Below are 24,535 nucleotides of genomic sequence, written 5' to 3'. Positions count from 1 at the left end.
TGCCACCAGTTGCCAGCGCCGGGCGACGCCGAATTCCACTCATCTTTTTTGGAGAACAACAATGGGTTTTCTCGCCGGTAAGAAACTGCTGATCACGGGCGTGCTGTCCAACCGTTCCATTGCCTACGGCATTGCCAAGGCCTGCCACCAGCAAGGCGCCGAGCTGGCTTTCAGCTATGTGGGCGAGCGTTTCAAAGACCGTATCACCGAATTTGCAGCCGACTTCGACTCCAAGCTGGTGTTTGACTGCGACGTGGGCAGCGATGAACAGATCGAGAAGCTGTTTGCTGATCTGGGCCAGACCTGGGGCAAATTCGACGGTTTTGTGCACTCCATCGGCTTTGCTCCCCGCGAAGCGATTGCCGGCAATTTCCTCGACGGTCTGTCGCGCGAATCCTTCAAGATTGCCCACGACATCAGCGCCTACAGCTTCCCCGCTATGGCCAAGGCAGCCATGCCTTACCTGAACGACAAGTCCTCGCTGCTGACGCTGTCCTACCTGGGCGCGCTGCGTTCCATCCCCAACTACAACACCATGGGTCTGGCCAAGGCCTCGCTGGAAGCTTCCGTGCGCTACCTGGCAGAAGCCGTGGGCCGCACGGCCGACGGCCGCGCCATCCGCGCCAACGGCATCTCCGCCGGCCCCATCAAGACCCTGGCCGCCTCCGGCATCAAGGACTTCGGCAAGCTGCTGGGCCGCGTGGCCGATGCATCGCCTCTGCGCCGCAACGTGACGATTGAAGACGTGGGCAATGTCGCAGCCTTTCTGCTGTCCGACCTGGCCTCCGGCGTGACGGCCGAGATCACCTATGTGGACGGCGGCTTCAGCCAAACAGCCGGCCTGTCTGCCGATCAGGTCTAAAAGACTCGCCCATCAAACAGACCATCGCTCTTTAGCGATCCAGCCCCAAGGCCAAGCGCCACCGGTCCATTCCGGCAGCCCCGGCCCCCACAGCCCCGCAGCTTGCAAAGCCTGCGGGGCTGTTTTTATTTGCGCGGCCTCAAGCGTATTCAGCTCGCCACGAGCCAGCCCGACAGCCCAAGCCGACCCACAAGCATTCAACCCCGGCTCATGCACATGCCATGTCGACTTGCGTGGTTAATCTTAAATGCGAATAATTCTCATTAATGAATGGATTGTTTTCACCACTGCCTATCCATCTGAAAGAAGCTTGAGATGCAAACAGCACCTGCAATTACAGACTCCCTCTCGCCCATGCCTCAGGAATCGGCCAGCCTGCGCGCCTGGGAATATCTTGCGCAACGCGCTAGGCAGTTGGCGATCGCCGACAAGATCGAGTACGCGCTGCTGATCCAATCGCAGGCCTTGCAGCTGATACGTCGCCTGCTGTGCTGCCCCATATTGCAAACCCACCCCGACCGCTGTCTGGATGCCTGGGTGGCCAGCCACCACCATATTGCCCACTTGCTGACCAAGCGCCAGCAGTTGGCACTGGCCGCCAACTATCTGTGCGATGCGCATATGGGCTTGCTCAGCCTGATACAGCCGGACTCTCCCTGCATCGCGGTCCAGCAAGCCCTGTGGCGTCATCTGCGCGACACCCATGTCGCCCTGCTTCACTGGCAGCGCCAGCACGGCCACTCGGCGGAGGTGGAAGCGGCTTTGCAAGCCTCGGTACGCGAAAGCGATGCCGCAGTTTGCCGCTGCACAGCCCGCAGCGGCCGAGATTGCGATGCACTGCGCAAGGAATCAAGCAGGTCAAACGTCGAGTTCACCGATTTCACACCGATTTCGCTGCACTAACGGCCCATGTTTGCTGCGCCCCCAAGCGGTCCTGCTTGCCTACTCTGAGATCACCCGCCCATGAACTCTGCCTCCTCTGCTGAATACACCTCTGACAACACGGCCCAAGAACCGGCGGTGAACCCCGGCGAGAGCGCTGCCCCTGCGGGCCGCTGTGCTTCAGCACGCCCTCCCAGTCTGAAGGCCAGCATTCGATTGTGGATAGGCCTGGCCATCATGATGCTGGGCGCTTGGGCGCTGTGCCGCCAGTTTTGGGGCTACGCCCAGAATCATCCTGTGCTGCTGCAGGCGCTGGCGGGCGGCTCGGCGGCTGCGCTGGCCACGGCACTGGGCACGGTGCCGGTAATGTTGTCCCAGCGCATGTCGGCCAGAACGCAGGACAGCCTCTTCGGCTTTGGTGCCGGCGTCATGCTGGCCGCCTGTGCTTTCTCCCTGATCCTGCCCGGCCTGGCCTCGGCGCGCGAGCAAGCCCTGTTTGGCGGCAGCGGCTGGGCGGCCGGCGGCGTCATAGGCTGCGCCATCTTACTGGGCGCAGCAGCCTTGATGCTGATGGACAGGCTGCTGCCGCATGAGCATTTCATCAAGGGCCGCGAAGGCCTGGATGGAGCCATGGCCCACAAGCTGCAACGCACCTGGCTTTTCGTCTTTGCGATTGCGTTGCACAACCTTCCCGAAGGCCTGGCCATTGGCGTGGGCTATGCAGGCAACGATGGCCTGCGCGCCAATGCACTGGCCACAGGCATTGCCATACAGGATGTGCCCGAGGGCCTGGTGGTGGCCGTGGCCTTGCTGGCTGCGGGCTACAGCCGCCGTTTTGCCGTGCTGCTGGGCATGGCCAGCGGGCTGATCGAGCCCATTGGCGCCGTGCTGGGCGCCAGCATTGTCAGCGGCTCGGCCCACTTGCTGCCCTGGGGCCTGGGCTTTGCGGCTGGCGCCATGCTGTTCGTCATCAGCCATGAAATCATTCCCGAGTCGCATCGCCAGGGGCATGAGACCTGGGCCACCGGTGGCCTGATGCTGGGCTTTGTACTGATGATGGTGCTGGACACCGCCCTGGGCTGAAGCCCAAGTCCGCCATCGCCTTACAAGCGGGCGGCAGCACAGCCGCTATGGTTCACGGAGAAATGCATTTCCTGTTCCTTCCAACCAGAGAAAGAGGATGACCATGCCCTACCGTTTCCTGCTTCTAGGCCTTGCCAGCGCCGCACTGGTAGCCTGCGGTACGCCCCAGCCCAAGCCGCCACAGGCCATTGCCAAGCTACAGGCCATCTCCGGCAGCAAGGTTCGCGGCGATGTGAAATTCACCCAGGCCGAGCAGAAAGTGACGGTCAGCGCCGTGATTTACGGCCTCAAGCCCAATTCCGAGCACGGCTTTCACATTCACGAAAAAGGCGATTGCGCGGAAAACGGCAATGCCGCCGGCGGCCACTTCAACCCGCTGGGCAACAACCATGGCAAATACGATGGCCCGCAGCACCATATGGGCGATCTGCCCAGCTTGATGGCCGATGCCAACGGAGTTGCCACCGTGAACGTGGAGTCGCCAGACATCAGCCTGTTGGAAGGCCAGGGCAATATCATCGGGCGCGCGGTCATCGTCCATGCCCAGGCTGACGACTTTGTGACCCAGCCCACAGGCAACTCCGGTGCGCGCATTGGCTGCGCCGTCATCACGGGCAACTGATCGCCACAGGTAGGACAGGCGATCCATCTGCCGCCAAGCCACGGCCGCTGCCCAGTGCAGCGGCTTTTTCATGGCTTTTCGGCCAGTAGCGCCCATCCATCAAGCACACAACGCTATCGAATTCATATCTACATCGACAAAGCACCCGCCCGCAATTAGCATGAGCACCTAGCCCTTCCCGGAGCTTGCCATGCCTCTCATGCTTCGCTGCTTGCGTCATTGCTTGTGCCTGCTGCTAGCCGCTGCGCTCTGCAGCCCAGCGTTTGCGCAAAACACCGCGCCGCCGCTGATGCTGGCCCAGGTCTGGCGCAGCGGCATGCCGCTGCAAGACTACTGGGTCAGTGAAAAACTCGATGGCGTGCGCGGCTACTGGAACGGTCATCAGCTCCTCAGCCGTGGCGGCCATGTGATTGCGGCACCGCCCTGGTTCACCCAAGGCTGGCCCGCCACACCCCTGGACGGCGAGCTGTGGGCCGGGCGCGGCCAGTTCGCCCATGCGCAAGCCACCACGGCACAGGCCACGCCCGCTGACGCGGCCTGGCGGCGCATGCAATTCATGGTCTTTGATCTGCCCGCCGCCACGGGCAGCTTCGATGAGCGCCTTCCCCTGCTGACCCAGGCGATTGCCGCCATCAAGCAGCCATGGGCACGCAAGGTGGAGCAGCAAAAACTGAGCAGCGAAGCACAGCTGCAAGCCCTGCTGCGCAAAACCGTCAAGGCCGGCGGCGAAGGGCTGATGCTGCACAAGGGCAGTGCGGCCTATCGCAGCGGACGCAGTGACGACCTGCTCAAGCTCAAGCCTTATGAAGATGCCGAAGCCCGCGTGATCGGCTACAAAAGCGGGCGCGGCCAATGGCAGGGCATGACGGGTGCACTGGTGGTGCAAACCGCTGACGGCAGGCAGTTTGCACTGGGTTCCGGCCTTGACGCGGCGCAGCGCCAGCAGCCCTGGGCAGCTGGGTCACCTATCGCTACCAGGGTCTGCACGAAAAAACCGGCCTGCCGCGCTTTGCCCGCTTCATACGGGTGCGCGAAGAACTCGATTTTCAAGCTCCACAATAAGTCTGGTCACAAGCCTTGCTGTGCCAAAGAGATTATCGAATTTCATAGCAACCTGCGTTTTATTTTAAAGAGCTTGAGGCTGTTTTCATTCAAATCACCGGTTTTTTTGAGCACCGTACTCACGACTTAAGACGAGGGCAGCAGCGCACCCAGCTCCCGCGCCGCCGCCAGCACGTTTTTCACATAGCGCTCGTCATAGCGGTGCACCGGCATGGTCAGCGTCAGCGCGGCCGCCAGATCGCCATCACGGCGAAACACCGGTGCGGAAATCCCGGCAATCTCGCTATGGCGATCACCCACCAGGGCCTCGTAGCCATCGGCGCGCACACGCGCGTAATGGGCGCGCTCCTTCTTGAGCCAGTCGCCCAGTTCCGGGTCAAAAGCCACCAGTACCCGGCCGCCAGCGCCTTTGCCCAGCGGCAGCAAATCGCCTGTCCGCGCGTGGTCGCGCACGGGATGGGGGGAATCGACGCGGTACAGGCAAAGCCTCTCCTTGCCCTGGCGCACGTGATAGGCCGCACTCTCGCCCGTGGCCTGCACCAGGGCTTTGAGCACCGGCATGACCACGCTGTCCAGCGAGAAGTTCTCCGCATACACCGTGTGCAGCCGCGCCACGGCCGGTCCCACGGCGTAGCGGCCATCGTCCAGCCTGGAGATCCAGCCGCCGTGCTCCAGCGATGCCAGCAAGCGCAGCACCGTGCTCTTGTACAAGCGCGTGCGTTCGGCCAGCTGAGCCAGGCTCAAGCCGTCATCGCCGGCGCCAAAAGCCGCCAGCAAGCTCAAGGCGCGGTCGACCGCCGCCACACCACCCGGTGCGGCATTTTCGTCGGCAAGAGATTCCGTTTGGGATTTACGCGGCATGCAAACTCCGGCCCTGCCGCTTGACAGGAGATCAAGACGCAAGGCAATATTTCAACAGAGAGAACTTAGTTCTATTAGATAGAACTCATTACAACATTGCCGCTGCTGCAAAGCAAGCATTGAATTCAGGTCAGGCACCCCATGTCATCTCAACCCCGTTTCGACGTCTTGATCAGCGAAGTCGGCCCGCGCGACGGTCTGCAATCGGTCTCCGCCACCATGAGCACCGCCCATAAATGCGCATGGATAGATGCTTTGGTTGCCTCAGGGCTGCAGGAGATCGAAGTCGGCTCCTTTGTCTCGCCCAAGCTCTTGCCGCAAATGGCCGATGCCGCAGAGGTCGTTGCCCATGCCATCGGGCACAGCGGCGTCACCATCATGGCGTTGGTGCCCAATCTCAAAGGGGCCGAGGCGGCCATGCGCGCCGGCGCGCACAAGATCACCCTGCCCGTATCGGCCAGTCCGGCCCACTCCATGGCCAATGTGCGCAAGACGCCACAGCAGATGGTCGAAGAAGTGCGCTCCATTGCGGCACTGCGCGATGCCATCGCACCTCAGGTACATATCGAAGCCGGCATCTCCACCGCCTTTGGCTGCACACTGCAAGGCCTGGTACCCGAAGACGATGTGATCGCCCTGGCTGTGGCCTGCGTGGCGGCAGGTGCCAATGAATCTGGCCTGTCGGACACCACAGGCATGGCCAACCCGGCCCAGGTCAAGCGCCTGTTCACCCGCTTGCGCAGCGAGCTGGGCGACAAGTCCGGCGCCGCACACATGCACAACACGCGCGGCCTGGGGCTGGCCAATTGCCTGGCCGCTTATGAAGCCGGCGTGCTCACCTTCGACGCTTCTCAGGCCGGGCTGGGCGGCTGCCCCTACGCCCCTGGAGCCTCGGGCAATGTGGTGACCGAGGATCTGGTCTTCATGTTGGAAGCCATGGGCATTCGCACCGGTGTGGATATTGAGCGATTGCTTGCTGCGCGAAATGCGCTGGCCGCTGGCCTGCCGGGCGAAGCGCTCTACGGCATGCTGCCACCTGCAGGCCTGCCCAAAGGGTTTGTGCCGCATCCGTATTTCACGCACTGACCCGAAAACAACAAACGAGATTCACATGCACTCTTCCAAGCAATCCCACAGCTCTGCCACAGCCTTGCCCTATTCAGGCATTCGCGTGGTCGAATTCACCCACATGGTCATGGGGCCCAGCTGCGGCCTGATGCTGGCCGACCTGGGAGCCGAAGTCATCAAGGTCGAGCCCGTGGGCCACGGCCGCACGGGCGATGCCACACGCAAGCTGCTGGGTTCGGGCTCGGGCTTTTTCCCGCTGTTCAACCGCAACAAGAAAAGCCTGACCCTGGATTTACAAACCCCAGAGGGCAAGGAAGCCGCCCTCAAGCTGATTGCCACGGCCGATATCGTGACCGAGAACTTCAAGCCCGGCACCATGAAAAAGCTGGGCCTGGACTATGAAAGCCTCAAGCAGCAGTTCCCCCGCCTGATCTATGTGAGCCACAAAGGCTTTCTGCCAGGACCTTATGAGCATCGCACGGCGCTCGATGAAGTGGTGCAGATGATGGGGGGCCTGGCCTATATGACGGGCCGCCCCGGCGATCCGCTGCGCGCGGGCACCAGCGTCAACGACATCATGGGCGGCATGTTCGGCGCCATGGGCGCCATGGCGGCGCTGGCCCAGCGCGAAAAAACCGGCCAGGGCCAGGAGGTGCAAAGCGCCTTGTTCGAGAACAATGTGTTCCTGATTGCCCAGCACATGATGCAGTACGCCGTTACCGGCAAGCCTGCCGCCCCCATGCCGGCGCGCATCTCGGCCTGGGCGATCTACGACGTGTTCGAAGTCAAGGACGGCGAGCAGATCTTTCTGGCCGTGGTCAGTGACGGTGCCTGGCGCGAGTTCTGCAATGCCTTTGACCTGGGCGAGCTGCACAGCGACCCACGCCTGGGCAGCAACAACGACCGCGTTCAGGCCCGCGACTGGCTGATGCCGCTGCTGCGCGAAAAAATGGCGACCTACAGCGCCGCGCACATCGCCCAGGTATTCGAGAAAAAAGGCCTGCCGTTTGCGCCTATTGTGCGACCCCATGATCTGCTGGACGACCCGCATCTGAATGCCACGGGTGCACTGGCCCCCATCACCTTGCCCGACGGCCGCGACAGCAAAACAGTGCTGTTGCCGCTGACGCTGGACGGCAAGCACCTGGAGGTGCGCCTGTCGCCACCCAAGCTGGGCGAGCATAGCCTGGAGATTCTGACTGCCCTGGGCTATAGCCAGGAACAGGCCCAGGCACTGGCACAAGGCCAGGCCGCCTGAGCACACCCGTCAGTGAAAAGCGGGTGATGCCACCACAGCTGAAGCACCCGCGTCACTGAACCCCGCGCGAGCCTATCGCACTGCCCCAACCCAGCCCCGGAACAGGACGCTTGCCGTGCCTGAAGGGATGGCTGTTATCCAAAATTTCTAAATCTCAGGAGACAAGACCATGAAGCGCAACGCCTCTTCTCACCCCACAACACCTGGCATCAGCCGCCGAAAGGCACTGACTGCGGCCACCTTGATGGCTATTACCGCCGGTTCGGCACTGGCCCAGAGCGCGCCATGGCCCACCAAGGCGATTCGCATGGTCGTGCCCTACACCCCGGGCGGCGGCACCGATGCGGTGGCCCGCCTGATCAGCGAGCGTGTCGGCACGGCCAATCACTGGACAATCGTGGTGGACAACAAGCCCGGTGCCGGCGGCAACATCGGCCTGGACGCCGTGGCCAAGGCCGCACCCGACGGCCACACCTTCGGCATGGGCCAGACGGCCAATCTGGCCATCAACCCCGCCCTGCTGCCCAGCATGCCCTTCAACCCCAGAACGGATTTGCTGCCCGTGGCCCTGGTAGCTGCCCAGCCCGTGGTGCTGGTTGTGCCAGCCGATTCACCGTGGAAATCCATACAGGATCTGATCAAGGCCGCCAAGGCCGAGCCCGGCAATATCAAGCAAGGTCTGGCCTCTACCGGCACCGTGGGTCATCTGGCAGGCGAGATGCTGTCTTTCAAGGCCGGCATCAAGGTGCTCAATATTCCCTACAAAGGCGCAGCGCCAGCCGTCACGGACTTGCTGGGCAAGCAGACGCATTACATGTTCGGCACGCCGCAGGCCGTCTACCCTTTGCTCAAGGGCAAGCGCCTGCGCGCATTGGCCGTCAGCTCGGCCAGGCGACTGCCCATACTGCCTGAGGTACCCACCGTGGCCGAATCCGGTTTTCCTGGCTTTGAAGCCGTGGACTGGAAGCTGATCGTCGCCCCCAAGGGCACGAATGCCGAGATTGCCAAAAAGCTCAATGCGGCCGTCAACAAGGCCTTGCAGGATCCTGCCGTGCTCAAGCAGTTGCAGGAAGAAGGCAGCACGCCCATGGGCGGCAGCATGCAGGATGCGTTGAACTATCTGCAAAAAGAGCAAAGCAGCTGGGCCACGCTGATTCGCGACGCCAAGATTCAGCTGGAGTAATGCTCTGGCCTGACTCATCAATCCATAGCTAGCAGCGTCACATAACAATGGGTTTCAAGCATCAAAGGCCTTGAAATCCATTACTTACATGCGCTAGCTGCTAGCTTTTACAGAACACCTCAATCGATCTTTTGGCTTCACGCCTTGGTTTTTGTCTTGCTTTGCACGCATGACATTGCCGCCTGCCAGAACCCCACAGTCAAGCCGGCACCGGTCGCATTGGCCAAGGCATCAATCCATTCAGCGCTACGCGTGGCCGTAAACGCCCATTGCAGGCCTTCGATCAAGGCGCCAAAGCAGGCACAAAAAACCATGATCTTGAGCGCATCCCGCCCGCTGCCGAGCTTATACATGGCGCGCAAGCGCAGAAACTGGCTCCACCACAGCAGCGTTGCCAACACCGCATGCAAGCCTCCATGCACCAGCTTGTCGGTATAGGCAACATCAGCCAAAAAAGGCAACAGGCGCAGCACCAGTCCGCCACTGGCCCCTGACTCATTGAGACAGCCCCAGAGCATGAAGACCATCCACAAAAGGCTGGCAACGGCCATGAATTGCCATGCTCTCGAGCCGCTGGCGTTTGAATGTTCACAGTGCGTCATGACAGGGTAGTGAAAGCGCCACCCACAGAGCGGCCAGATGTGAAAAAGCCCGAAGCTTTAAGACTTCGGGCTGGGTGCGCATGGCGAAGTATCACAGGGCAGGGCCCTGCTTCTTACTCTGCCTTAACGCTCTTTTTACTGACCTTTTTTGCAGCAGCGGCTGGTTTGGCTGCAGGGCTCTTGGCCACAGCCTTGGTCGCCGATGCAGCCGGCTTCTTGGCAGCGGGCTTGGCGGCCGCGGTCTTGACAACAGAAGCCTTAACCGCGGTGGCCTTGTCAGCCGACGCTTTGGCAGACGCAGTTTTGGCAACAGGCTTTACTGCCACTTTCTTGGCGGCAGGCTTTTTCGCAGCCGGCAGCTTCTTCTCAGCCACAGGCTTGCTTTCGGCCACGCAGTCGGCGTAGTAGCGGACTTCTCCGTGCTCGTCTTCCAGCTCCACCAGACCGTGGATATCGGTCTCAAAGCCTGGAGCCAGCTTGGCAAATTCGCGCGCGAACAGCAGGTAATCCACGATCTTCTTGTTGAAGACTTCGCCGGGGATCAGCAATGGAATGCCGGGTGGGTAAGGCGTAACCAGACCCACGGTGGTGCGACCGACCAGGTTGTCGATCTCCACGCGCTCGGTCTTGCGCTGGGCAATGTGCGCGTAGGCGTCCGAGGGCTTCATGGCGGGACTGAGGTCCGACAGGTACATCTCGGTCGTCAGGCGCGCAATGTCGTACTTGGCATACAACTCGTGCACGTGCTGGCAAAGATCCTTCAAGCCCATGCGCTCGTAGCGACGGTGTTGCTGAATGAACTCGGGCAGGATGCGGGCCAGCGGCTGATTGCGGTCGTAATCGTCCTTGAACTGCTGCAGCGCCGTCAGCATGGTGTTCCAGCGGCCCTTGGTGATGCCGATGGTGAACATGATGAAGAACGAGTACAGGCCCGTCTTTTCAACCACCACGCCATGCTCGGCCAGGTATTTGGTGACGATGGAGGCGGGAATGCCGGTGTCGTCAAAGTCGCCATCCAGATCCAGGCCGGGCGTGACAATGGTGGACTTGATGGGGTCCAGCATGTTGAAGCCGTCGGCCAGATCGCCAAAGCCGTGCCAGTTGTCGAACTCCTTGCCGCTCTTCTTGGCACGGGTCTTGGTCGATTCATCCGTACCCCGGATGATCCAGTCCTGAGCCCGGCCCACGCCTTCTTCGGCCAGCGCTTCGGGTCCCCAGACTTCGAACCACCAGTCGTCGTCGCCAAACTCGTCCTCCACCTTGCGCATGGCACGGCGGAAATCCAGCGCTTCCAGGATCGACTCTTCCACCAGCGCCGTGCCGCCAGGCGGCTCCATCATGGCGGCCGCCACATCGCAGCTGGCGATGATGCTGTACTGCGGGCTGGTCGAGGTGTGCATCAGGTACGCCTCGTTGAACAGCGGGTGATCCAGCTTTTCGGTCTGCGAATCCTGCACCAGCACATGCGAAGCCTGGCTGATACCGGCCAGCAGCTTGTGGATGGACTGGGTGGCATACACCACCGAGTGCACTGGACGCTTACGCTTCTTGCCCATGGCGTGGTAGCTGCCATAGAAGGGGTGGAAGGCTGCGTGGGGCAACCAAGCCTCATCAAAGTGCAGATTGGCCACATAGCCGTCCAACATGCCCTTGATGGTTTCGGTGTTGTAGAGCACGCCGTCGTAGGTGGACTGCGTCAGCGTCAGCACGCGCGGCTTGACGGTCTTGGCATCCACGCCCTTGAGCAAGGGGTTGGCCGCGATCTTGGCCTGGATGGACTCGATCGAAAACTCGCTCTGCGGAATCGGGCCGATGATGCCGAAGTGGTTGCGCGTAGGCTTCAAAAACACCGGAATCGCACCCGTCATGATGATGGAGTGCAGGATGGATTTGTGGCAGTTGCGGTCCACCACCACCACGTCGCCGGGGGCCACGGTGTGGTGCCAGACGATCTTGTTGGAGGTCGATGTGCCGTTGGTCACGAAGTAGCAGTGATCGGCATTGAAGATGCGTGCGGCATTGCGCTCGCTCTCGCCAATCGCGCCGTTGTGGTCCAGCAGCTGGCCCAGCTCTTCCACGGCATTGCAGACATCGGCGCGCAACATGTTCTCACCGTAGAACTGGTGGTACATCTGGCCCACGGGGCTCTTCAGAAAGGCCACGCCGCCGGAGTGACCGGGGCAGTGCCAGCTGTAGGAGCCGTCTTCGGCGTAATCGAGCAGCGCCTTGAAGAACGGCGGCTGCACGCCTTCCAGGTAGCCCTTGGCTTCGCGGATGATGTGCTTGGCCACAAATTCGGGAGTGTCCTCGAACATGTGGATGAAGCCATGCAGCTCGCGCAGGATGTCGTTGGGCAAGTGACGGCTGGTCTTGGTCTCGCCGTAGATATAGATGGGCACATCCTCATTCTTGCGGCGCACTTCACCGATGAAGCTGCGCAGGCTGTGAATGATGGGGTCCTTGTCGCCGCCCAGAGTGAATTCCTCGTCGTCAATCGACAGGATGAAAGCACTGGCGCGGCTTTGTTGCTGGGCAAATTGAGAAAGATCGCCGTAGCTGGTCACACCCAGTACTTCAAAGCCTTCTTCTTCAATGGCTTGAGCGAGGGCGCGAATACCCAGACCCGAGGTGTTCTCGGAACGATAGTCCTCGTCGATGATGACGATGGGAAAGCGAAATTTCATGGACAGCCTCCGTACCAACCGGGCCTAAAAAACGAAACAGCCGCGAAGTGTAAGGAATATCCTTATTGCGGCTTTGAAAGCGGGTGTTTTTAACCCAGAATGTGGTGCACTAGACACACGAAAAGCAAGGGAGTCAAGGTATGGAATATTCCACCTTCTGGTGGTTGCTCGCAGGATTGCTGGTCATTGCTGAGTTGCTGACCGGCACGTTCTATCTTCTCATGCTCTCCCTGGGAGCCGTGCTTGGAGCCTTGACCGCCTATGCAGGCCAGACCCTGACCACCCAGATCGTGGTGGCTGCCGTACTAGGCGCAGCCGCCGTCTTTGCCTGTCATCTGCTGCGCAAGCGCAGCCCCAGCCGCCAACCGGCCTCCAGCAATCGCGATGTCAACATGGACGTGGGCGAAACCGTCATGGTGGAGCAATGGAACTCCGACGGCACGGCCCAGGTCCGCCACCGCGGCGCCATCTGGACCGTCATCGGCCGCCCCGGCGGCATGCCCACGCCGGGCCAGCATCGCGTTGCCGAAGTCATTGGCAACCGCCTGCTGGTGGATAAAGTCTGACGATTCGTTCGCTCTTTCGCCTTCTCATGTGCAACCATGCTGCACCAAGGCATGCAAGCACCCGCCTGGCAACACTTGCCTGTTTGTACGACCCTAGCCAATGCCCTCGCGGGCAGGAGACACCATGGAATTTGCCATCCCCATTGCTATCGCCATCATTGCAGTCATCTTTATCTCGCGCTCCGTCAAGGTCGTGCCCCAGCAGCACGCCTGGGTCAAGGAGCGCCTGGGCAAGTACGCAGGCACTCTCACACCCGGCCTGAATTTCCTCGTACCCTTTGTGGACCGCGTGGCCTATAAGCACAGCCTCAAGGAAATTCCGCTGGATGTGCCCAGTCAGGTCTGTATCACACGCGATAACACCCAACTGCAGGTGGACGGCATTCTGTACTTTCAGGTGACCGACCCCATGCGCGCCAGCTATGGCTCGTCCAACTACATCATGGCCGTCACCCAACTGGCGCAGACCTCGCTGCGCAGCGTGATCGGCAAGCTGGAACTGGACAAGACCTTTGAAGAGCGTGACATGATCAACGCCCAGGTGGTTTCCGCCATCGATGAAGCGGCGCTGAACTGGGGCGTGAAGGTGCTGCGCTACGAGATCAAGGATTTGACGCCACCTGCAGAAATCCTGCGCTCCATGCAGGCCCAGATCACCGCCGAGCGTGAAAAGCGTGCGCTGATTGCAGCTTCCGAAGGCCGCCGCCAGGAGCAGATCAATATCGCCACCGGCGAGCGCGAGGCTTTCATCGCCCGCTCCGAAGGTGAAAAGCAGGCCGTGATCAACAAGGCCATGGGTGAGGCCGAATCCATCAAGGCCGTGGCCGAAGCTACGGCTACCGCCATTGAGCGTGTCGCCACAGCCATCCGCCAGCCCGGCGGCGAGCAGGCCGTTCAGCTCAAGGTGGCCGAAAGCGCCGTGCATGCCTATAGCAAGGTGGCAGCAGACTCCAACACCACCCTGGTGGTGCCGGCCAATATGACCGAAGTCTCGGGCCTGATCACCTCCGCCATGAAGATGATGCAGGTCGGCAAGAGCGTCTGATAAAGCGGTCACCAGCAAGATGCTGCAAAGAACTTGTAGCACTTTGCTTTTGAGGCTCAAATTTCTGGTTAGAATAGCGGCTTCATCACACGGAGCGGTGGATGAGTGGTTTAAGTCGCACGCCTGGAAAGCGTGTGTGGGTTAATAGCCCACCGCGGGTTCGAATCCCGCCTGCTCCGCCAAGTTTGGAAACCAAGCTGAAAAGCTTGGTTTTTTGTTTCCCTTCCAAAGGAAGCAAGCGTTAGTTGTTGATGTGGAGCGGTGGATGAGTGGTTTAAGTCGCACGCCTGGAAAGCGTGTGTGGGTTAATAGCCCACCGCGGGTTCGAATCCCGCCTGCTCCGCCACAGATAAAAAGGTCTTGAGAAATCAAGACCTTTTTTGTTTTGCGCCGCCGATTTCAGTCTCTGACTTCACAGTTACGGACGACTCCAACAGCTTTGATACAGTTTTTGCGGGTATTGGGCTTTAAGCTTTCAACTTCCTGAATTCCCTCCCGCAGAACAATGAAGATATCGAATTTTCTGGCACTGTGCCTGCCATTGACCTTCGCGCTCGCTCCTCTGTCGGCCTTGGCCGACCGCGACGATGACGACCGTCACCACAATCACCGTCATCACCACCACCGCAAGCACAGCTACAAGCAGGAGTTCTGGGACGGTCATTGCAAGGTGGAGCGCAAATGGAAAAACGGCAGCTACAAGGAAAAGCGCAAGTGCCGGGAGCAACCCATGACCTACTACGCGCCGCCCCAGCCCGTCTATATCGCGCCTCAGCCACAAGGCCTGATCATCAACTCGCAAATCCATATCCGCCCCTGAGCGCAACAGCATTGCATGCAGCGGCCGAGCCTGCGGGACAGCTTGGCCTTGTTTTTTGACATCAAGATTCAGAAGCTGTGATTGAATAAGCGCTTTGTTTTTCGCAGAGCTTCCCAAAACGATGACGCGCCCCCGTTTCCTTCCAGACAACTTCACCCTGGCCCTGATGGCAACCGTCGCGTTGGCCAGCCTGCTGCCGGCCACCGGCAACTTTGCTGTATATGTGGAATACGCCACCACAGCCATCGTCAGCGTGCTTTTCTTTCTGCACGGCGCCAAGCTGTCCCGCCAGGCCATCTGGGCAGGTATTGGCCACTGGAAACTGCATCTGTGGATTTTCCTGGCTACTTTTGTGATGTTTCCGCTGCTCGGCCTTGGGCTGCGGCCCGTGCTTGAGCCTCTGGTAACGCCCGAGATATATACCGGCGTGCTCTTTCTCTGCGCCCTGCCAGCCACCGTGCAGTCAGCAATCGCCTTTACCTCGATTGCACGAGGCAATGTACCGGCCGCCGTATGCAGCGCCTCGGCATCCACTTTTCTGGGCATTGTCTTCACGCCCATTTTGGTGAGCCTGCTGCTGCACAAGAACGCCGAAAGCGGCGGCGCCTTGCAGGCCATTGGCAAGATTTCTCTGCAACTGCTGCTGCCCTTCATCGTAGGCCACCTGCTGCGTCCGGTGATCGGCGGTTTTCTGACGCGCCGCGCATCCATCATCAAACTGGTGGATCAAGGCTCCATCTTGTTCGTGGTGTATTCAGCTTTCAGCGCTGCCGTCATCAGCGGCCTGTGGAAGCAAACCCCCTTGCCCGCACTGTTCGGCCTGATTGCCCTTTGCTGCATCTTGCTGGCCGTGGTGCTGGCAATCACCACGTTTGGAGCCAGACGCCTGGGCTTTAGCAAGGAAGACGAAATCACCCTGGTCTTTTGCGGCTCCAAGAAAAGCATGGTCAGCGGCATTCCCATGGCCAATGTGCTGTTTGCCAGCAGCGCCGTTGGCGCCGTGGTGTTGCCGCTGATGCTGTTTCACCAGATTCAGCTCATGGTCTGTGCCGTGATGGCCCAGCGTTATGCCAAGCGAGCCCAGAGCATCGCCCAGGAATAAAAATGGCGCGTAATGCGCCATTTTTATGGAGAGCAAGCGGCCGCCTTTGAACTGCCAGGCGCCGCAGCGCATGGCTATTGCAGTGCCAAACGCATGGTGATATGAGGAATGCCAGCTTCCTCATAGGGCTCGCCCACGACGGAGAAGCCCGCGCGCAGATAAAAGACTTCGGCGTGGCGCTGAGCATGCAACACGACCTCCCGGTCCCCGCGCTGACGCGAGGCCTCAACCAGGCTATCGAGCACCATACGTCCCCAACGGCCACCGCGCACGCTGCGATCCACAGCCATGCGGCCGATGCGACCCACGCCCGGCGCATCGCTGACCAAACGCCCCGTAGCCACCGGCTGATTCAAACCATTGAACAGCACCACATGGCGCGCCACGGGATCGAGTTCATCGATTTCTATCTCGCGCGGCACGCCCTGCTCTTGCACAAACACCGCCAGGCGCAAGCGCTCAGCGTCACGCATCAGATCATTCCAGCTACCCGATTGCAGCTTCACCACTTCCCGCCCCGCCTCATAGGCGGTCAGCACATCGCGCAGCACTTGCGGCACAGGCTTGGGGGTTTGGGTCTGGGCATCGGCAAAAACATAGACCAGCTCCACTGAATTGAGCAGCTGCATGCCTCTGAAGATACCGGCCTCGAACACCAGCGAGGTATTGCCCTGCTTGACACAGCGAATACCCACGTCCAGCACATCGCCCAGGGTCGCCGATCCGTGATAGGTAGTCGTAGCCTTTTTCACGAACAGCTCTCCGCCCAGGGCCGAGAAGCCGCTCTCATAAGGAATGGCCAACTGACGCCAGTAGCGGGTGATGGCCACATCGGCGTACATCAGATAGTGGGCGTTGAACACAATCTTCTGTGCATCCACCTCCGCCCAGCGAACCTCGATACGTTGAAAACTCTGGAAATCGTCTCTTTGCATAGTTGCCATCTTTTTTCTTTAAAAACTCAAACCAGACCGAAGGCCGAGCGCAGCGCTGCAGCCATGTGGGCATGGGCGTGGCGGGCCTCGGCGATCACCCGCCCCATTTTGACAAACTCATGCGTCACGCCCTTGTAGATTTCAAGCTCCACGGGCACGCCGGCCATTCGCAGCTTGTCCGCATACTCCACCCCTTCGTCCACCAGCGGGTCGCACTCTGCCAAGCCTATCCAGGCGGGAGCCACATTGTCCACATCGGCAGCCAGCAAAGGGGCAAAACGCCAGTCCTCGCGATCTGCAGGATTGGCAATGTATTGGGCGAAAAACCAGGTAATGGCAGGCTCATCCAGCACCAGCCCATGGGCGTAACGACGATGAGAGTCCGTATCCTGATGAGCCGTGGTGCCCGGATAGATCAGCAGCTGCAAAGCCAATGCCAGCCCGATATTGCGCGCCTCTATGGCACACGCCGCAGCCAGCGTGCCACCCGCGCTATCGCCCCCCACAGCAATGCGCCGGATATCCACACCCCATTCGCCACCATGCGCGGCCAGCCATCGCAACGCGTCCCAGGCATCGTTGTGAGCCGTGGGAAACTGGAATTCTGGTGCCAGGCGGTAATCGAGAGAAATCACCATGCAGCCCGCCAGATGCGCCAGCTGGCGGCATAGCTGATCGTGAGTGGCCACGCTGCCCACCGTAAAGCCGCCGCCATGCAGATAAAGCAGCACCGGCAAACCTGCTGCCGGCGCTTCATCTCTGCCAAGCGGTGCATACAGCCGTGCGGGCAGCTGCGCGCCATCGCGCGCCGGAATCTGCAAATCCTCCACGCGGGCCAAGGCCTGTTTGGGAATTTCCAGCACGCCGGCGCCAGCCTCATAAGCGGCCTTCGCTGCCGCTGCACCCAGCTGATGCATGGGAGTACGCGCCGCCCTCTCCATGCGCCTGAGCACATCACGCATGGAAGGGGTGAGCTGTTCATGGCCGCTAGGGCCTGCCGGAATGGACACGTTCAAAACCTCTAGGCAAAAATCTCAGCCTGCATTGTGCCGCCATGAACGGCTACTTTCGCAGATCGGCCTGCCCAGAAAGCCCACTTCCCCCATTCCGCATAAGCAAGTTATCAGCACAAGCCTGTGCCTTCATGCATCTGCCTAGGCATCGCCTGCAGCGAACGGCATCAAAAAATTTGAAGCCGAACTCAGACACCTACCCTTGACGCATGAGTGCCGGTCAGCACCTTGCCCAAACCTGCACCGTCGAACGCCTGCTCCATATCCGCAATCAAATCCCGCGGATCCTCCAGACCGATATGCAGCCGCACCACCGGGCCACGCTGACTCCAGTCGGTCACACTGCGCGCCAGCGTCATCTGCGCGGAAGTCACCAGGCTTTCATAGCCCCCCCAGGAGGCCCCCAGACCAAACAGCTTCAGCTCGTCGATAAAGCCATCTACCACACTGGTGGAAGTGCCAGGCGGCAACTCAAAGGAGAGCAGGCCATTGGTGCCCGCGCAATCACGCTGCCACAGAGCATGCCCCTGATGACTGGGCAAGGCAGGGCAAAACACCGTCTGCACTGCGGGCTGCTGCTCCAGCCAATGGATCACGGCCAGCGCATGCTCCTCATGCATGCGCAGCCGCGCCGACAGGGTACGCAGGCCACGCAACACCAGCCAGGCATCGTCGGGACTGACCGTCATACCGAAAGCGTCGCAATGATCGGCCAATGGCTCCCAGGCAGCTTGCGTGGTGGCGACCGTGCCCATCATGACGTCCGAATGTCCGGACAGATATTTGGTCGCCGCCATGATGGAGATATCCGCCCCCAACGCCAGCGGCCGGTACTGCACGCCCGAACCCCAGGTGTTGTCGACAGCAACCAAAGCTCCGTGTGCATGGGCCATGGAAGCGAGCGCAGGCAGATCGCACATCTCGTAGACCAGCGAGCCTGGGCACTCGGCATACAGCATGCGGGTGTTGGGCCGCATCTTGGCCTGAGCATCGCTGCCATCTGCCGCAAAGAAGCTGTATTCAATGCCGTAGGGCTGCAGAAACTGCTGGACCAGATGCCGCACCGGCTGATAGGCACTATCGGTGATGAGCACATGATCGCCTGGCTTCAGATAACTTAGCAAGACCATGCCTGCAGCGGCCAGCCCGGTGGGCAAGAGCCGCGTGCGGTAGGCACCTTCCAGTTCGCTGACTGCATCTTCCAGCGCAAAGCTGGTCGGCGTCCCCCGCGCGCCGTAACTGAAGATGCGCTCCTGCCCGCGCCGAGCACGCATCTCGCGCTGCTGGGCACTGCTTTCAAACACCACGGTACTGGCCCGCACAATGGGTGGGTTGACGGCACTGCCGCCCACATAGGCGGGAGACGTGCCCATGTGAGACAGGCGCGTGCGCAGGCCGGGGGTCGACGCTTGTGGATCTTTGTTCGTCATGATGATGCCCCGGGATTCGGGTCAGTCCAGTTTGGCGCCGGACAGTTTGACCACATGGCTCCAGCGCTTGATGTCACTGCTCAGTTGAGCAGCAAAGGCCTCAGGGGTGCTCGCGACCACTTCGCTGCCGCCATCGGTGACCAATTTGCTGACCTCGGGCTTGCGCAGCGTTTTGACAATCGCTTCGTTCAGATAGGCCACGCGCTCGGGCGGAGTTCCCGCAGGGGCAAAAAAGCCATACCAGTCTTCAAAAGTGGTGTTTTTATAGCCCAGCTCTTCCAACGTAGGCACCTTGCCGAAAACGCCGACCCGACGCGGACTGGTCACGGCCAGGGCGCGCATCTGACCACCTTGAATCATGCCGGCAACCGATGAGGTTGACGTAATTAGCACGTCCACCTGATGACCCAGCAAATCATTGATGGCCGGGCCGGCGCCCTTGTAAGGCACATGGGTCATAGTCACGCTACTTTCCTTGGCCAACACCACACCGACCAAGTGCGACAGGGTGCCGTTGCCGGGGGTGGCATAGGTGACCCTGCCCGGTTCAGCCTTGGACTTTGCGGCCAGATCTGCAAAGCTTTTGAGCGTTGACCCAGCGGCAACCACGATTGCAAGAGGTGCCGCATTGACCTGAGCGACAGGAATGAAGTTTTTCAGCGGATCAAAGCCTGGCGCGCTGTACAGCGTGGGGTTGACGGCCATCAGAGAGACCTGCCCGGTCAACAAGGTGTATCCGTCGGACTTGGCCTCGGTCACGGCCTTGGCACCGATGTTGCCACCCGCCCCACCCTTGTTCTCCACCACAGCCGGTTGTCCCGTGACTTCCGGCAGACGTGTGGTGACCCAGCGCGTGGTGGCATCGTTACCACCACCCGGGGGAAAAGGCGAGACAAAGCGGATAGGCTGGCTGGGAAATCCATTGCGCTGCGGCAAGGTTTGCGCATATCCCTGCGCAACCAACACGACGCCCATGAGAACGGTAGCCAGAGAACGAATAGCAAGCATGGTTTTCTCCCGGAAGATGTGAAGCGGATTGCGCACTCAGATGGCGCTTGAATGGGTAGATTCGGGAGTCGGCAGCTGAAATGCCGCCAGCTCCTGCGCATCAAGCTGCTGCACCAGCCCGGTTTCCCAAGCCAGGTACTGACGGGCGGCGTCCTTGTTGCCGTCATGGCGGTCATGCACGAAGAACAGGTAGTCAATGCAATCGCGATTGGCAGGGATGTCGGCACTAGCCACTACCGGCAAACCGGCTTGCTGCCATGCAGCCATACCTCCTTGCAGCAGGGTCGCAGGTTGCGGCAAATCCAACGATGCCCATTGCGCCAAAGCTGGCTCGTCGGCCACCAACACAATGGCGCGTTTTTCATCCTGCAAGTTCTGGGCCAGATGTGGGCGAATCGACCAGACCGCGCCGGGAATATGGGCAGCGCGGTATTTCATGCTGACCCGCAAATCAACCAGCAGCACCTCGTCGCGCTCAAGACGCACCTGCAGCTCGGCAACCGTTACCGAAGGCAGTTGCGGCCTGCTTAGCTCCAAGGGGGCTGCCAGCTTCAAGCCGCTGTGCACGCCATCGATCAGCACGCTGGCGTCCTGCCCCATCTGGCGCAGCCAGCTGGCGATCACGGCAGCGCGCACGCCATCGCTATCGAAAAGCACCAGCCGAGCACCACGCACACCTACGAATTGATCGCCGGCCTGCACCAATTGCCCGCCAGGTGTGTGCTGGGCACCAGGCAAGCTGCCGGCCTCGAATTCCTCTGGCGTGCGCACATCGCAGAGAAACAGGCTGCGTTCGCCGTCCGCAGCCCATTGACTGACCGTCTGGGCATTGACCAAAGGCGCATCAAAACGCTGCGCCAGCTGCTGCGCCTGAGATTGCAATGCGCCGCTGCCTGAATCATCGGCATAGCGCTTACTACCACCATGCTCCAGCGGAAAATCGGCCAAAAACCAGCCCTGCGTGCCGTTTTCCAGAGCGTAAACAGGATTGGCGATTCCCAGATTGATCAGCGTCTGCGCCCCCAGAATGGAGCGTGTGCGCCCGGCACAGTTGATGACGATAGGCGTGCTGTCATCAGGCACCAGCGAACGAATGCGGTAGGCCAGCTCGCCATTGGGGCAGCATAAGGCGCCGGGTAGGTTCATCTTGTGGAATTCGGAAACCGGCCGGCCGTCCAGCACCACCAGGGGCTCGCCCGACGCCTGCTTGGCCGCCAACTGCTGGGCCGTGATGCGCGGCGTGCCATAAGCATGCTCTACCAGCTCTCCAAAGGTTTTGGAAGGTAGGTTCACTCCCGCGAACAGCACATAGCCTGCGGCCTGCCAGGCCTTGGTACCGCCTTCCAACACATGGACATCGGTGTAGCCCAAAGCCTGCAAGCGCTGCGCCGCCCGCAAAGCCACGTTTTCCGTATCGACTTCGCCGCTGTCATACACCACCACACGCACCTGTTTGCGCGGCACTAGGCGTGGCAGGTCGACTTCAAGGCGGCTATAGGGCAGCGGCGTGCCGTAGAACAGATGCGCCTCGCCATACTGGCCATGCTCGCGTACATCAAGCACGGCGATTTCCTGGCCGTCATGTAGCCAGGACTTGAGTTGGGAAGCGGTGACAAATTGGGTCATAACAGGTGATTTGGCAAATTTCAGGCAAAGCTGCGCCCGCGCACATCAAAGTGCGCTGCAAAGCAAAGAGGAATCAGGCTTGGCTGATCAGCAGCGCATCAACGCCGTGTCTGCACACCAATCGACATGGTTTGACATGTCCCGGCCTGCAGGTCGTAGCCGGTTCGGCCGTTCAGCGTCTCCAGGGCCTTGCCATACATGTGCAGATGACGAATCACCTGCTCACCCTGAATTTCCACGGAGTGGATGTCTTCCGCCATCAAGGCAATGCCAGTACCGGGCTTTACGACGACCAGGTCGACCTCCCTGAGCGTGCCCTTGCCTGGTACCGAGCCATCGTCGGTGCGTTCGTAAACCCGGTTGTGCTCCGTGCCTAGCACGGCTGCAATGCAAGCCCAGGTAGTGTGGTTGTGCGGCACGATACGCTTGCCGGGGCGCATGACGTTCAGATACAGCGCGTAGCTCTGATCCGCATCCTCGGCAATCATGTAGCGCGCCTGATGCTCATCACCCTCGGGTGGCGGAAAGTCCTCGACTCCCCACAGCTGGCTTTGCTCGGCCAAACCTATTAGCTGGGCCAGAACTATGTCTAGACTCTGGCGTGTTTCAGGGTCACTACCAATGGCGCTCTTCATTGCCGAAATTGCTGTCTGTACAGTGTTATTACGTTGTTCTGTCATCGTGGTCAAAGCAGGCTCCTTAGTTGAATCACAACCAATGTAGCCAGCGACTTTAATGCGAACAATCCCATAAAATCAACCATATACTTAAGACAAACTTATATATGGACACACTGGATCTAGACCAGTTGCGCACACTTGCGACCATTGCTCGCCGGCAAAGCTTTGCCGCGGCTGCCGTGCAACTGGGCTGCACGCAATCGGCAATCACCCAGCAGATGCAAAGGCTGGAGGAAAGAGTAGGCCACACGCTATTTGAAAAGCAGGGCCGCCAGAAGCGCTTGACCGACCACGGCCAGCGCCTACTCGGTTATGCCCAGCGCATGCTGGCGATTCACGATGAAGCACTCAGCAACCTTAGACATCAGCATCTGGAAGGTCTGGTGCGCATTGGCGCACCCCACGATGTATCAGACACCATGCTGCCGCCGGTGCTCAAAGAGATGGCCCTGAAATTTCCCGGCATGCAGATCGACATTCATATGGGACGCAGCCCGTTTTTGATGGAGTCGCTCAAGCAGGGTGAACTGGACATGGTGATATCCAACCGCGACGACACCACGTTCGAGAGCTTTGCTCTGCGCTCCAGTCCCACGGTCTGGCTGTGCGGCGCGAGCTATGTACATGACCCGAGCAAGCCTTTGCCTCTGGTGCTGGCGAGTGGGCCCAGTATTTTTCGCCGCCTCGCCTGTGACGCACTGGATGCCGCAGACATCCGATGGACTCCACGCCATACCTGCACCAGCCTGGTCGGCATACGTGCAGCCCTGCGCGCCGACCTGGGAATCACGGCACGCGGCGTAGAGCAACTGGACCCCGGCCTGCGGGTACTGGGCAGTGGCGACGGCATGCCCCCTCTACCCGATCTGGTCTACAAGCTCTACATACGCAGCCATGTGGTCAACCCGATTACACGCCAAGTGTTCGAAAACCTCAAAGCGCGCATGCGACTGGCAGGCGCTTGAAGCACTACAAGGCCCAATTGTCCAATCACAGCCTGCTGGGCCGTGGCAAGCGCTCATCAATGATGGACGTTTCTTCAATCCATTAAATGGTTGTACAGTGCAACAAAGGCTGCGCTATGAACCAAGCATCAGACACCACCGAAGCAATCCGCTCTGCCTCGCGCGCCATCGTACGAGAGCTGGGATTCATGAATTCAACGCTGGCTGCGACTCCCTATTCCGCATCGGCTGTCCATACACTTTTGGAACTCGATGCACACCAGGAGATGACGGCTGCTCAGTTGGTGCAAACGCTGGGGCTGGACAAATCCAGCGTTAGCCGGATGCTTGCCAAACTCGTAGAGGCTGGCGAATTGATAGAAGTACCAGACCCCGTTGATGCTCGAGTCAAGAAACTAGCCCTGACGCATCAAGGACAGCAACTCGTAAGCCATATTCATGAATATGGCCGGAGACAGGTCCAGTCTGCCTTGCAGCATCTCAATCCCACGCAGCAGCAGGCAGTACGCAGCGGTTTGGCGTCTTATGCACAAGCTTTGAAGTTGTGCCGTTCCGGAGCGACTGACACCCAACACGACCAAGTAGAAATCAGTTGCGGGTACCGACCTGGGCTGCTTGGTCGCATCACAGAAATGCATGCGGCCTACTACTCACAGCACTCTGGCTTTGGTCAGTTCTTTGAAAGTCAGGTGGCTACGGGTGTTGCAGAGTTCGCAACTCGCCTCAATCGTGATTGCAACAATGTCTGGGTCGCGACTCTTAACGGCCAAATCGTTGGCTCGGTATCTGTCGATGGACAGGACCTGGGCAACAACCACGCTCACTTGCGTTGGTTCATTCTTGATGACAGCTGCCGAGGACACGGGGTCGGCCGCAAGCTGCTCAGTCAGGCCATCGCCTTTTGTGATCGCATGAAGTTTCCGGCAACACAGCTATGGACATTCAAAGGGCTGAATGCGGCCCGACATCTCTATGATTCCTTCGGCTTTGAATTGACGCATGAGACCGTAGGCAATCAATGGGGAAGCGTGGTTACGGAGCAGCAGTTCACGCGAAAATATGGCAATGTCACGCCACTGCCGTGAGTAGATAGCGCCAATTCTCCGCTGAGAGGTTCAGCGCATGCCTTGCATCTACCGGTTGAATCCGCTACCAGAAGCAGCCATTTAACAGTTCAT

23 protein-coding genes, 2 tRNA genes and 1 pseudogene are annotated in these 24,535 nt (G+C 60.0%); 17 read left to right on the top strand and 9 right to left on the bottom strand.

Going from position 1 to position 24,535, the window contains the following annotated elements:
• Positions 1-61: 61 nt before the first annotated feature.
• The 6 genes and pseudogenes from fabI (at position 62) to EAO39_RS23095 (ending at position 4,511) form a co-directional block, all read left to right on the top strand.
• Positions 62-862 (top strand): enoyl-ACP reductase FabI, encoded by an 801-nt coding sequence (gene fabI, locus EAO39_RS10150; protein ID WP_120967274.1) that lies wholly within the window; start codon positions 62-64, stop codon positions 860-862.
• A gap of 315 nt (positions 863-1,177) precedes the next feature.
• The gene (locus EAO39_RS10145; RefSeq protein WP_205589367.1) at positions 1,178-1,765 is read left to right on the top strand and encodes a hypothetical protein; all 588 of its coding nucleotides are present in this window, start codon (positions 1,178-1,180) and stop codon (positions 1,763-1,765) included.
• A gap of 216 nt (positions 1,766-1,981) precedes the next feature.
• Positions 1,982-2,827, top strand: coding sequence for a ZIP family metal transporter (locus EAO39_RS10140; RefSeq protein WP_162989636.1), 846 nt, complete (start codon positions 1,982-1,984; stop codon positions 2,825-2,827).
• Between the two features lie 103 nt (positions 2,828-2,930).
• Positions 2,931-3,449 (top strand): superoxide dismutase family protein, encoded by a 519-nt coding sequence (locus tag EAO39_RS10135; protein ID WP_120970911.1) that lies wholly within the window; start codon positions 2,931-2,933, stop codon positions 3,447-3,449.
• A gap of 190 nt (positions 3,450-3,639) precedes the next feature.
• Positions 3,640-4,362, top strand: a pseudogene (locus EAO39_RS10130) (DNA ligase); the annotation flags it as partial.
• A gap of 35 nt (positions 4,363-4,397) precedes the next feature.
• A complete protein-coding gene (locus EAO39_RS23095; protein WP_346427108.1) occupies positions 4,398-4,511 on the top strand; it encodes a hypothetical protein in 114 nt (37 codons plus the stop codon).
• A gap of 126 nt (positions 4,512-4,637) precedes the next feature.
• Here EAO39_RS23095 and EAO39_RS10125 read toward each other — a convergent pair whose 3' ends face one another.
• Complete coding sequence (locus EAO39_RS10125; RefSeq protein ID WP_120967272.1) at positions 4,638-5,372, bottom strand: IclR family transcriptional regulator; 735 nt, start codon at positions 5,370-5,372, stop codon at positions 4,638-4,640.
• Positions 5,373-5,513: 141 nt separating this feature from the next.
• On the opposite strand from EAO39_RS10125, the gene EAO39_RS10120 reads away from it, so the two are divergent.
• The 3 genes from EAO39_RS10120 to EAO39_RS10110 all read left to right on the top strand — a co-directional run bounded on the left by EAO39_RS10120 (position 5,514) and on the right by EAO39_RS10110 (position 8,881).
• Positions 5,514-6,458, top strand: coding sequence for a hydroxymethylglutaryl-CoA lyase (locus EAO39_RS10120; RefSeq protein ID WP_120967271.1), 945 nt, complete (start codon positions 5,514-5,516; stop codon positions 6,456-6,458).
• A 25-nt stretch (positions 6,459-6,483) separates the two neighbouring features.
• The gene (locus tag EAO39_RS10115) at positions 6,484-7,698 is read left to right on the top strand and encodes a CaiB/BaiF CoA-transferase family protein (RefSeq protein ID WP_120967270.1); all 1,215 of its coding nucleotides are present in this window, start codon (positions 6,484-6,486) and stop codon (positions 7,696-7,698) included.
• A 244-nt stretch (positions 7,699-7,942) separates the two neighbouring features.
• Positions 7,943-8,881: a tripartite tricarboxylate transporter substrate binding protein gene (locus EAO39_RS10110; RefSeq protein WP_240467090.1), complete on the top strand. Its 939-nt coding sequence runs from the start codon at positions 7,943-7,945 to the stop codon at positions 8,879-8,881.
• Positions 8,882-9,018: 137 nt separating this feature from the next.
• On the opposite strand, the gene EAO39_RS10105 is transcribed toward EAO39_RS10110, so the two are convergent.
• Positions 9,019-9,432: a hypothetical protein gene (locus tag EAO39_RS10105; protein ID WP_240466946.1), complete on the bottom strand. Its 414-nt coding sequence runs from the start codon at positions 9,430-9,432 to the stop codon at positions 9,019-9,021.
• Between the two features lie 164 nt (positions 9,433-9,596).
• Positions 9,597-12,167 (bottom strand): arginine/lysine/ornithine decarboxylase, encoded by a 2,571-nt coding sequence (locus tag EAO39_RS10100; protein WP_120967267.1) that lies wholly within the window; start codon positions 12,165-12,167, stop codon positions 9,597-9,599.
• A 140-nt stretch (positions 12,168-12,307) separates the two neighbouring features.
• On the opposite strand from EAO39_RS10100, the gene EAO39_RS10095 reads away from it, so the two are divergent.
• From EAO39_RS10095 to EAO39_RS10070, 6 genes are all read left to right on the top strand, one after another.
• The gene (locus EAO39_RS10095; protein ID WP_120967266.1) at positions 12,308-12,733 is read left to right on the top strand and encodes an NfeD family protein; all 426 of its coding nucleotides are present in this window, start codon (positions 12,308-12,310) and stop codon (positions 12,731-12,733) included.
• Between the two features lie 124 nt (positions 12,734-12,857).
• On the top strand, positions 12,858-13,778 hold the full coding sequence (locus EAO39_RS10090; protein ID WP_120967265.1) for a stomatin-like protein: 921 nt from the start codon (positions 12,858-12,860) through the stop codon (positions 13,776-13,778).
• A 91-nt stretch (positions 13,779-13,869) separates the two neighbouring features.
• A tRNA-Ser gene (locus tag EAO39_RS10085) sits at positions 13,870-13,960 on the top strand.
• A gap of 73 nt (positions 13,961-14,033) precedes the next feature.
• Positions 14,034-14,124 (top strand) — tRNA-Ser (locus tag EAO39_RS10080).
• A 159-nt stretch (positions 14,125-14,283) separates the two neighbouring features.
• Positions 14,284-14,598, top strand: a complete 315-nt coding sequence (locus EAO39_RS10075; protein WP_240466945.1) for a hypothetical protein — start codon at positions 14,284-14,286, stop codon at positions 14,596-14,598.
• A gap of 121 nt (positions 14,599-14,719) precedes the next feature.
• A complete protein-coding gene (locus EAO39_RS10070; protein WP_120967264.1) occupies positions 14,720-15,700 on the top strand; it encodes a bile acid:sodium symporter family protein in 981 nt (326 codons plus the stop codon).
• 74 nt (positions 15,701-15,774) lie between these two features.
• On the opposite strand, the gene EAO39_RS10065 is transcribed toward EAO39_RS10070, so the two are convergent.
• The 6 genes from EAO39_RS10065 to EAO39_RS10040 form a co-directional block, all read right to left on the bottom strand.
• Positions 15,775-16,635, bottom strand: a complete 861-nt coding sequence (locus EAO39_RS10065) for a GNAT family N-acetyltransferase (protein ID WP_120967263.1) — start codon at positions 16,633-16,635, stop codon at positions 15,775-15,777.
• Between the two features lie 26 nt (positions 16,636-16,661).
• The gene (locus EAO39_RS10060) at positions 16,662-17,597 is read right to left on the bottom strand and encodes an alpha/beta hydrolase (protein ID WP_120967262.1); all 936 of its coding nucleotides are present in this window, start codon (positions 17,595-17,597) and stop codon (positions 16,662-16,664) included.
• Positions 17,598-17,836: 239 nt separating this feature from the next.
• On the bottom strand, positions 17,837-19,078 hold the full coding sequence (metC, locus tag EAO39_RS10055) for a cystathionine beta-lyase (protein WP_120967261.1): 1,242 nt from the start codon (positions 19,076-19,078) through the stop codon (positions 17,837-17,839).
• Positions 19,079-19,099: 21 nt separating this feature from the next.
• Entirely contained in the window at positions 19,100-20,053 is a 954-nt protein-coding gene (locus tag EAO39_RS10050) for a tripartite tricarboxylate transporter substrate binding protein (protein ID WP_240467089.1), read from the bottom strand.
• A 69-nt stretch (positions 20,054-20,122) separates the two neighbouring features.
• Positions 20,123-21,712 (bottom strand): rhodanese-like domain-containing protein, encoded by a 1,590-nt coding sequence (locus tag EAO39_RS10045; protein ID WP_120967260.1) that lies wholly within the window; start codon positions 21,710-21,712, stop codon positions 20,123-20,125.
• 98 nt (positions 21,713-21,810) lie between these two features.
• Positions 21,811-22,401, bottom strand: coding sequence for a cysteine dioxygenase family protein (locus EAO39_RS10040; protein WP_120967259.1), 591 nt, complete (start codon positions 22,399-22,401; stop codon positions 21,811-21,813).
• 95 nt (positions 22,402-22,496) lie between these two features.
• On the opposite strand from EAO39_RS10040, the gene EAO39_RS10035 reads away from it, so the two are divergent.
• The gene (locus EAO39_RS10035) at positions 22,497-23,357 is read left to right on the top strand and encodes a LysR substrate-binding domain-containing protein (RefSeq protein ID WP_120967258.1); all 861 of its coding nucleotides are present in this window, start codon (positions 22,497-22,499) and stop codon (positions 23,355-23,357) included.
• Between the two features lie 116 nt (positions 23,358-23,473).
• The gene (locus tag EAO39_RS10030) at positions 23,474-24,442 is read left to right on the top strand and encodes a helix-turn-helix domain-containing GNAT family N-acetyltransferase (protein ID WP_120970905.1); all 969 of its coding nucleotides are present in this window, start codon (positions 23,474-23,476) and stop codon (positions 24,440-24,442) included.
• The last annotated feature ends 93 nt before the right edge of the window (positions 24,443-24,535 follow it).

The sequence above is a fragment of the Comamonas sp. lk genome (assembly GCF_900564145.1).
Taxonomy (GTDB): Bacteria; Pseudomonadota; Gammaproteobacteria; order Burkholderiales; family Burkholderiaceae_C; genus Comamonas.
This window is presented reverse-complemented; position numbering and strand designations above follow the sequence as displayed.

Coding starts and splice junctions, on each gene's coding strand:
- EAO39_RS10095 (WP_120967266.1), top strand. CDS start 12,308: ATGGAATATTCCACCTTCTGGTGGTTGCTCGCAGGATTGCTGGTCATT.
- EAO39_RS10140 (WP_162989636.1), top strand. CDS start 1,982: ATGATGCTGGGCGCTTGGGCGCTGTGCCGCCAGTTTTGGGGCTACGCC.
- EAO39_RS10145 (WP_205589367.1), top strand. CDS start 1,178: ATGCAAACAGCACCTGCAATTACAGACTCCCTCTCGCCCATGCCTCAG.
- EAO39_RS10060 (WP_120967262.1), bottom strand. CDS start 17,597: ATGCGTGATGTGCTCAGGCGCATGGAGAGGGCGGCGCGTACTCCCATG.
- EAO39_RS10030 (WP_120970905.1), top strand. CDS start 23,474: ATGAACCAAGCATCAGACACCACCGAAGCAATCCGCTCTGCCTCGCGC.
- EAO39_RS10115 (WP_120967270.1), top strand. CDS start 6,484: ATGCACTCTTCCAAGCAATCCCACAGCTCTGCCACAGCCTTGCCCTAT.
- EAO39_RS10105 (WP_240466946.1), bottom strand. CDS start 9,432: ATGGCCGTTGCCAGCCTTTTGTGGATGGTCTTCATGCTCTGGGGCTGT.
- EAO39_RS10100 (WP_120967267.1), bottom strand. CDS start 12,167: ATGAAATTTCGCTTTCCCATCGTCATCATCGACGAGGACTATCGTTCC.
- EAO39_RS10065 (WP_120967263.1), bottom strand. CDS start 16,635: ATGCAAAGAGACGATTTCCAGAGTTTTCAACGTATCGAGGTTCGCTGG.
- metC (WP_120967261.1), bottom strand. CDS start 19,078: ATGACGAACAAAGATCCACAAGCGTCGACCCCCGGCCTGCGCACGCGC.
- EAO39_RS10125 (WP_120967272.1), bottom strand. CDS start 5,372: ATGCCGCGTAAATCCCAAACGGAATCTCTTGCCGACGAAAATGCCGCA.
- EAO39_RS10050 (WP_240467089.1), bottom strand. CDS start 20,053: ATGGGCGTCGTGTTGGTTGCGCAGGGATATGCGCAAACCTTGCCGCAG.
- EAO39_RS10045 (WP_120967260.1), bottom strand. CDS start 21,712: ATGACCCAATTTGTCACCGCTTCCCAACTCAAGTCCTGGCTACATGAC.
- EAO39_RS10090 (WP_120967265.1), top strand. CDS start 12,858: ATGGAATTTGCCATCCCCATTGCTATCGCCATCATTGCAGTCATCTTT.
- EAO39_RS10070 (WP_120967264.1), top strand. CDS start 14,720: ATGACGCGCCCCCGTTTCCTTCCAGACAACTTCACCCTGGCCCTGATG.
- EAO39_RS10110 (WP_240467090.1), top strand. CDS start 7,943: ATGGCTATTACCGCCGGTTCGGCACTGGCCCAGAGCGCGCCATGGCCC.
- EAO39_RS10035 (WP_120967258.1), top strand. CDS start 22,497: ATGGACACACTGGATCTAGACCAGTTGCGCACACTTGCGACCATTGCT.
- fabI (WP_120967274.1), top strand. CDS start 62: ATGGGTTTTCTCGCCGGTAAGAAACTGCTGATCACGGGCGTGCTGTCC.
- EAO39_RS10120 (WP_120967271.1), top strand. CDS start 5,514: ATGTCATCTCAACCCCGTTTCGACGTCTTGATCAGCGAAGTCGGCCCG.
- EAO39_RS10075 (WP_240466945.1), top strand. CDS start 14,284: ATGAAGATATCGAATTTTCTGGCACTGTGCCTGCCATTGACCTTCGCG.
- EAO39_RS10135 (WP_120970911.1), top strand. CDS start 2,931: ATGCCCTACCGTTTCCTGCTTCTAGGCCTTGCCAGCGCCGCACTGGTA.